9 protein-coding genes are annotated in these 6,929 nt (G+C 67.7%); 6 read left to right on the forward strand and 3 right to left on the reverse strand.

Annotated elements, in window-relative coordinates; all coding sequences use genetic code 11:
• Positions 1–140: 140 nt before the first annotated feature.
• Positions 141–983, reverse strand: coding sequence for an SDR family oxidoreductase (locus ACFU5M_RS33635; protein WP_379055513.1), 843 nt, complete (start codon positions 981–983; stop codon positions 141–143).
• A 72-nt stretch (positions 984–1,055) separates the two neighbouring features.
• Here ACFU5M_RS33635 and ACFU5M_RS33640 point away from each other — a divergent pair, with 72 nt between their 5' ends.
• The 5 genes from ACFU5M_RS33640 to ACFU5M_RS33660 all read left to right on the forward strand — a co-directional run bounded on the left by ACFU5M_RS33640 (position 1,056) and on the right by ACFU5M_RS33660 (position 5,388).
• Positions 1,056–1,634 (forward strand): TetR/AcrR family transcriptional regulator, encoded by a 579-nt coding sequence (locus tag ACFU5M_RS33640; RefSeq protein WP_379055515.1) that lies wholly within the window; start codon positions 1,056–1,058, stop codon positions 1,632–1,634.
• A 102-nt stretch (positions 1,635–1,736) separates the two neighbouring features.
• Complete coding sequence (locus ACFU5M_RS33645; RefSeq protein WP_379055528.1) at positions 1,737–2,390, forward strand: PadR family transcriptional regulator; 654 nt, start codon at positions 1,737–1,739, stop codon at positions 2,388–2,390.
• A gap of 60 nt (positions 2,391–2,450) precedes the next feature.
• Positions 2,451–3,458: an esterase/lipase family protein gene (locus ACFU5M_RS33650; protein WP_379055517.1), complete on the forward strand. Its 1,008-nt coding sequence runs from the start codon at positions 2,451–2,453 to the stop codon at positions 3,456–3,458.
• A 131-nt stretch (positions 3,459–3,589) separates the two neighbouring features.
• Positions 3,590–4,168 carry a TetR/AcrR family transcriptional regulator gene (locus ACFU5M_RS33655; protein ID WP_379055530.1) on the forward strand — a complete coding sequence of 193 codons (579 nt, stop codon included), beginning with the start codon at positions 3,590–3,592 and terminating at the stop codon, positions 4,166–4,168.
• Positions 4,165–5,388 carry an NADH:flavin oxidoreductase gene (locus ACFU5M_RS33660; RefSeq protein WP_379055519.1) on the forward strand — a complete coding sequence of 408 codons (1,224 nt, stop codon included), beginning with the start codon at positions 4,165–4,167 and terminating at the stop codon, positions 5,386–5,388. The genes ACFU5M_RS33655 and ACFU5M_RS33660 overlap by 4 nt, the downstream gene beginning before the upstream one ends.
• Positions 5,389–5,443: 55 nt before the next feature.
• Here ACFU5M_RS33660 and ACFU5M_RS33665 read toward each other — a convergent pair whose 3' ends face one another.
• Together ACFU5M_RS33665 and ACFU5M_RS33670 are read right to left on the reverse strand one after the other, a co-directional pair.
• Positions 5,444–5,728, reverse strand: a complete 285-nt coding sequence (locus ACFU5M_RS33665) for a hypothetical protein (protein WP_379055521.1) — start codon at positions 5,726–5,728, stop codon at positions 5,444–5,446.
• A 206-nt stretch (positions 5,729–5,934) separates the two neighbouring features.
• A complete protein-coding gene (locus ACFU5M_RS33670; protein ID WP_379055524.1) occupies positions 5,935–6,525 on the reverse strand; it encodes a DUF5134 domain-containing protein in 591 nt (196 codons plus the stop codon).
• A gap of 134 nt (positions 6,526–6,659) precedes the next feature.
• On the opposite strand from ACFU5M_RS33670, the gene ACFU5M_RS33675 reads away from it, so the two are divergent.
• Entirely contained in the window at positions 6,660–6,905 is a 246-nt protein-coding gene (locus ACFU5M_RS33675) for a CsbD family protein (protein WP_379055526.1), read from the forward strand.
• Positions 6,906–6,929 lie beyond the last annotated feature (24 nt).

Consider the following 6,929-nt stretch of genomic DNA (forward strand, 5'->3'; position numbering starts at 1 on the left):
GCGCTCGCGCGTGCCCTGCGCGCCGCCCAGGCAGTCCGCAGCACGCATCGCTCCGACGCCCCCCTTCGCGTGCAGATCGACCCGGTCGACATCGGCTGACCCCTCATCGACCAGCGGCCCGTCGGCGCGCTGGACGCGCGTCAGGCGAAGGCCGCTCGATTGCGAACCGCCCACTCGGCGTACTTCGCGGCGGGCCGCCCGAGCACGCGTGGTACATCCGGGCTGATCCGCTGCTCGGCGGGCGTCGGCTCGCCGAGGATCGTCAGTGTGTGCTCGACCACCGGTTCGGGCATGAAGTCGAGCATCGCCGAATGGGCCTGCGCCCGAGTCAGTTCCATGAATCGGAGCGGCTCGCCCAGCGCCGTGCCGAGTGCCGCTGCCTGGGCTCGCGGTGTGGCGAGTTCGGGTCCGGTGAGGGTGTAGACCTGTCCGGCGTGCCGGTCGTCGCGCAATGCCGCCGCCGCGACGGCGGCGATATCGGCCGGATCGATCGAGGGCAGACCGATGTCGCCGAACGGCGCGGCGACCATACGCTCCACGCGTACCGAATCCGCCCACGCGTATGTATTGGAGAAGAACCCGGCAGGCCGCAGGAAGGTCCAGGCCAGCCCGGAGTCTCTGATCGCCTGCTCGTAGGCGACGAGCCGGGCGTAGCCCGCCGCGTCCGGCCGGGTCGCTACTCCCTGTGAGGACACGAAGACGACGCGCCGCACGCCCCCGGCCGCGGCGACTTTCAGCACCTGCTCGGGCTCTGGGCCCCCCACCAACTGCTCGCCGGTGATCAGGAGAAACAGTGTGTCGGCTCCCGTCAAGGCAGGCGAAAGGCTTTCCGGCACGCCGAGATCGGCCTGGACCGGCCGGACGCCGTCGGGCAGCGAGAGGTCCGCATGGCGGGCGACTGCCGTCACCTCCTCGCCGGCGTCCGCCAGCAAGCGCACGAGAGGCGCGCCGATATTTCCGGTGGCTCCGGTGACCACGATCATCATTTCTCCTTAGTTAGTTGACCGACTAACTCAATGTAGCCGTCCGTGTTCGCGCTGTCTACAGTTAGTTGTGTGACTGACTCAGTGACGGAAACCAGGCCGAGCAAGCGGCAGCGGCTGGTCGAGGCCGCCGTGCGGGTGTTCTACGAGCAGGGCGTGGAGAAGACCACGATCGCCGACATCGCGCGGGCCGCGGACGTTCCGGTCGGCAACGTCTACTACTACTTCAAGACGAAAGACCAGCTCATCGAGGCGGCGATCGGTTCGCACGCGGGCATTCTGAATGCGGTGATCGCCGCGATCGACCGCCACGAGACGCCGTCGGAGCGGCTGAAAGCCCTGATCGCGGGCTGGGTCGCCGATCGTGAGCAGACTGTCCGTTACGGCTGCCCGTTCGGCACCTTGTCTTCGGAGTTGGACAAACGGGGTGACGGGCTGGACACCGCGGCCGCCGATGTGATGCGCGTGCTGGTGGATTGGGCCGAACGGCAGTTCGCCGCGATGGGGCGCGTGGACGCGGGCGAACTCGCGATCGCCTATGTCGCGGCATATCAGGGGATCTCGCTGCTCACCAACACCTTTCGTGATCCAGGACTCATGGTCACCGAAGGGGCGCGGCTATCACGCTGGATCGACTCGCTGGTGAGCTGACTCACCCGATCGGCTCGATTTCCATACCGAGGCTTGCGTCCGATGCATTGCCGATATATCGTCGATAGCATGGAAGAAACGCGAGAGCCCTGGGAGGCTGACATGGAATACCGAGAAGGTCGAGAATTCGGCAGGCGTGGCCGCAGGCCGCTGCCCGGTCACGAAGGTTTCGAGCACGGGCGGCGTTTCCGCCGCGGTGGACGCCACGGCTTCGGTCCCGAGTTCGGGCCGGGCTTCGGTCCCGGCTTCGGCCCTGGCTTCGGCCCGCAATTCGGTCGTGGTCGCGGGCGTGGCGGCCGGGGCAGGCGCGGTGACGTACGTGCCGCCGTGCTGTTGCTGCTCGTCGAGCAGCCCATGCACGGGTATGAACTCATCCAGCAGATCCGCGAGCGCAGCAACGACATCTGGCGTCCGAGCCCCGGATCGATCTACCCCGCGCTGGCGCAACTGGAGGACGAGGGCCTGGTCCTCATCGAGAAGGTCGCCGGACGCAAGACCGCGAAGCTCACCGAGACCGGTAACGAGTACGTCGCCGCGCACCGGGACGAGCTGGGTGATCCGTGGGCGGACGTGCAGCAAGATGTCGGAACCCAGGCGATGGACCTGCGCGGTCTCATCGGACAGGTGATGGGAGCGGTGGCGCAGGTCGCGGCGGTCGGCACGCCGCAGCAGGCGGCACGTGCGGCGGAGTTGCTCACCGAGACCCGCAAGTCCCTCTATCGCATCCTCGCCGAGGACGAGACCCCCGAGAAGTAGGGGAGGCGAAACACCCCGATACCGCGCGCATTTCGAGCCGATCGGAGAGATCATTGTGAGATGCGACAGTCGAGTCGAGCGGAAGCTTGGGGTACTTCACACTTGCGCCGTGCCGTGCTGGCCTTATTGGTCGCCGGTGTGGCCGCGCTGGGCCTGGGCGTGGCGTCGGCCGAGCCGCCCGGCATTCGCCCGCCCGACGTGCCGACCTCCGCCGCTCCTCCGCAATCCGACCACCTCGGCGCCGCGTGGTATCAGAAGAGTCATCCGAATGCGGTCCCGAGCGGCACCAACGACTTCGGCTGCGTCCCCAGCGCCCGGCATCCCCGTCCGCTGGTGCTCGCGCACGGGACCGACTCCTCAGCCTATTCCGACTGGTCGGGGATAGCGCCGCGGCTGACCGCGGCCGGATTCTGCGTGTTCGCGCTGAACTACGGTGGTAAGCCCGGCGCAGACAGCTACGGCACCGAGGATCTGGTGCTCAGCGCCTATCAGGTCGGTGCGTTCATCGATCAGGTGCTCGCGGCGACCGGTGCGGGCAAGGTCGATCTAATCGGATTCTCGCAGGGCGCCAATGTCACTCGGTACTACGTCAACAAGCTGGGCGGTGCGCCCAAGGTCGACCAGTGGGTCGGGCTGGCCTCGCCCAGCTACGGCGGTGTGATGTACGGGCTGGTGCCGGTGGCCCAGGCGATCCCCGGCGCTTTGCAGGCGTTCGCCCAGGTGACTTCGCTGGCCGCTGTGCAGCAGGCCGAGGGGTCGCCGCTCATGCTCGATCTCAACGCGGGCGGCGATACGGTGCCCGGGGTGCGATACGTGACCATCGGCAGCCGCGTCGACGAAATGATCCAGCCGTTCGAGAACATCGCGCTGCACGGGCCCGGCGCACGGAACATCGCACTGCAAGATCTGTGTCCCGCCGACCTCACCGGGCACTTCCACATGGTGTACGACCCGTTCGTGCAGGAGTTGCTGCTCACTGTGCTGGCTCCGGACAGTCCGGCGCCGGTGTGCCGGCCGGTGCCGCTCGGCACCGGCATTCCCGAGGTGATCATCGCGGGCAATTCCTGACGATCGGCGCGGTCGTCGTGCAGTGCCGGGGTCGGCCGCGATGAGAACGCGCCGATGGGCTCAGCGGCCGTGTCCCATCGACGTTTCAATCAGTGATTGAAACGTCGATGGAGACGTGCTTGACTGAGCGCATGCCGAAACAGGTCTCCGAAGCCGCGACCACCCGCGATCGCCTGCTGACAGCCGCCGAACGACTGTTGCTCGAGGGGCGATACGACGAGGTGTCGGTCCGGGGCATCTGTGCGCAGGCCGGAGCCAATCCGGCGGCGGTGCATTATCACTTCGGGTCGAAGGACGCCCTCGTCGCCGCGTTGCTCGAGGAGCGGCTGGGGCCGGTGTGGGAAGACCGCTTGGCCGCTGTCACCGGCGGCCGGGGATCGATCGCCGAGGTGGTCGATGCGGTGATCGAGCCGTTCGTCGAGCTGGCCGCCGATCCGGTGGGGCGATTGCACCTGCGGTTGCTGGCGCAATTCGTCCTCGGTAGGCAGGTGACCGAGTGGCGTCAGCCATGGTTCCGGATCGATGCGTGGGTGAGCCTGTTACCCGGCCTCGGCGAGCGTGAGAGCCGGCGCCGGTGGATGTTGGCGTTCGACCTCCTCATCATGCGATTCGGTAGTGCGGAGCACCGGGAGATGTCGCAGGAGGCGGTGGCCACCCTCCGGGAGTTCGTGGTGGCCGGATTGACCGCGCCGACAGGAGAGAAACGATGAACGACGTATTCACACCGGCCGGGCTCGGACCGATCACCTTGCGCAATCGGGTGATCAAGGCCGCTACTTTCGAAGGCCGCACGCCGGATGCTGTGGTGACCGACGATTTGATCGAGTTCCATCGCGAGGTTGCCGCCGGTGGCGTCGGCATGACGACGGTGGCGTATTGCGCTGTCGCTCCCGGCGGCCGGACCGACCGGCACCAGATCTGGATGCGTCCGGAGGCGGTGCCGGGCCTGCGCAGGCTCACCGAAGCCGTCCACGGTGAAGGCGCCGCGGTGAGTGCGCAGATCGGCCATGCGGGCCCGGTGGCCAACGCGGCCTCCAACCGGGCTCCGGCGCTGGCGCCGAGCCGGATGCTCAGCCCCCTCTCGATGCGCATGATGCGCAGCCCCGACGAGAACGGGATCCGTGAACTCGTGGCCGCTCATGCAGGCGCGGCGAAGCTGGCCGAAGAGTCCGGCTTCGATGCGGTGGAGATCCACTTCGGGCACAACTACCTGGTGAGCGCGTTCCTGAGCCCCAAGCTGAACCGCCGCACCGATCGGTACGGCGGAAGCTTGGCCAACCGGGCACGGTTGGCGCGCGAGATCGCCGCCGCGGTACGGCAAGCCGTGGGCGGCCGGCTCGCGGTGACCGCGAAGCTCAATATGGAAGACGGAGTGCGGGGCGGGCTCACCGTGCCGGAATCGGTGCAGGTCGCCGCGTGGCTGGAAGCCGACGGCACCCTGGACGCGCTGGAGTTGACCGCGGGCAGCTCACTGCTCAACCCGATGCTGCTGTTCCACGGTGACGCCCCGCGGCGATCGTTCGCCGATGTTCTCCCGGTGCCCGCGCGCTGGGGCTTCCGGGTGGTCGGCAAGGCGTTCTTGAAGGAGTACCCGTATCGAGAAGCGTATCTGCTCGAGCGAGCGCGGCACTTCCGGCGGGAATTGTCCATGCCGCTGATCCTGCTCGGCGGCATCACGAATCTGGACACCATGCGGCTCGCCATGGCGGAAGGTTTCGAGTTCGTCGCCATGGGCCGTGCTCTGCTCCGGGAACCGAACCTGTTGCGTCGCATCCGATCCGATGCGACGACCCGGTCGGCCTGCGTGCACTGCAACGAGTGCATGCCCACGATCTATACGTGCACGCGCTGCGTGTTCCGTCCCGGCCGGCCGCCAGAATCCGTCGAGCTGACCGTGCCGGGCATCGGCGGTGCCGGAGTGCGGGAATAGCGGTCGGCGGTCATCCGCACGGCGCCGGACCGGCGGCGGTGCGCTCCTGCGGCGATCAGTGGCCGAAGGCACGAAGGATCGCGCCATCGCGGGTGAGGATGGCGCGAACCACATCGTGGTCGTCGGGGGTCAAGGAAGCACGGCGCCGCTTCCAAACGGACAAGCTTGCCGATAACCCGGGATCGACCGTGGCGTGACGGCGGCAGTACTCGGCGAGTGCCACTCGCAGACGTGGGGAGGTCGCGGGGCGCGCGGCGAGATCGATCAAGTCGGTCAGCGTCGCGCAGGCGGACATGAAGTCGCGGGCCGCCGCGGTCGGGCTTTTCGTGGGCTGGCTCATCGTCCCCTGGGTGGTCGGATCCATCTGTGGCCGGTGCTGGTGTGCGTGAGGCCGAAAGCAGTTGCAGTGGAGAGCTTCTGACATCAGCGCGAACCGGTTGCCCGCCCACGTTGGCACGCCCGGGCCTCGGGTGCAGGCAGGGAACGGCCGGTCCGGGTGTGCGATCGAACCTTTCTATCGGCGACCATGCGAGGGCGCGGGATTGCTCAGAGCCCTGTCGTCGTGGCGGCCGTGAAACCGTCTCGACCGGGCGTTGTCAGTGCGGCAACGAGCATCACCGTCATCGCGATGTCCATGACCAGGTGCGGGAACAGCGTGACGACGAAGGCGCGACGCGTCGGCCCGGCCTCGCCCGGCGGGCGGATAGCGGTGACCACCACGACTGCCGCGTCGAGGAGGAACAAACCGGCGAGAAACCAGCCGATCACCGGGTACGGCAGATCCGGCGGAGGCCGTGTGGTGGACGTGCTCGGAAGGCGAGTCGTGGGAAGCGAGAGTTCCATAGACCATCGCGAGCGCGCCGACACAGTGGTAGACGGCGGCGCCCATTCGGTCCGGGCGACCATCAGGACGGCCGCGTGTCGCGCTGCATGGACGAGAACTTCGCGACCGCGCCGGGGGGCGACTGGTGCAACACGAACGTCGGTTATTCGTCCACCGGCTATGGCCCCGAGGGCGTGACCTTCGTCAACCCGCCGACACGCGACGGCCTGTTCCCCTACGACAACTCCCAAGTACAACGATCGCGAGCAGCGGCTCACGATGACGCGGTATCGGCAAGGGCCGAGCGAGACCACCCCGCTGAACTGATGTGCGCCTGCGACCAGGCACGACGCGCGCGGTGCCGGTCTTTCTCGCCGAATACGGTTCGAGGCCGGTCTCTCGGGTATGCGCGAGATGTCAGCTAGTTCCGATATTCCAGGAGGTTGTTGTGGCTGAACATGGAAGCGGTGCTCGTGAAGGCGTCGAGGGCGTCGTCGAAGATGTCAAGGGCAAGGTGAAGGAAGCGGCCGGTACCGTCACAGGTCACGAGGATCTGAAGGACGAGGGCCGCGCGCAGCAGGACAAGGCGGAATCGCAGCGCGAGGCGGCAGGCAAGGAAGCCGCCGCCGAGAAGGCCAGGGCCGAGGCGGACGTGGACGAAGCTCGCCAGTCCGCGCATCAGCACGGACGGTAACCGCACGTCGGTTCGTCCCACCGC

This window comes from Nocardia sp. NPDC057455 (genome assembly GCF_042802775.1).
Lineage (GTDB): Bacteria > Actinomycetota > Actinomycetes > Mycobacteriales > Mycobacteriaceae > Nocardia.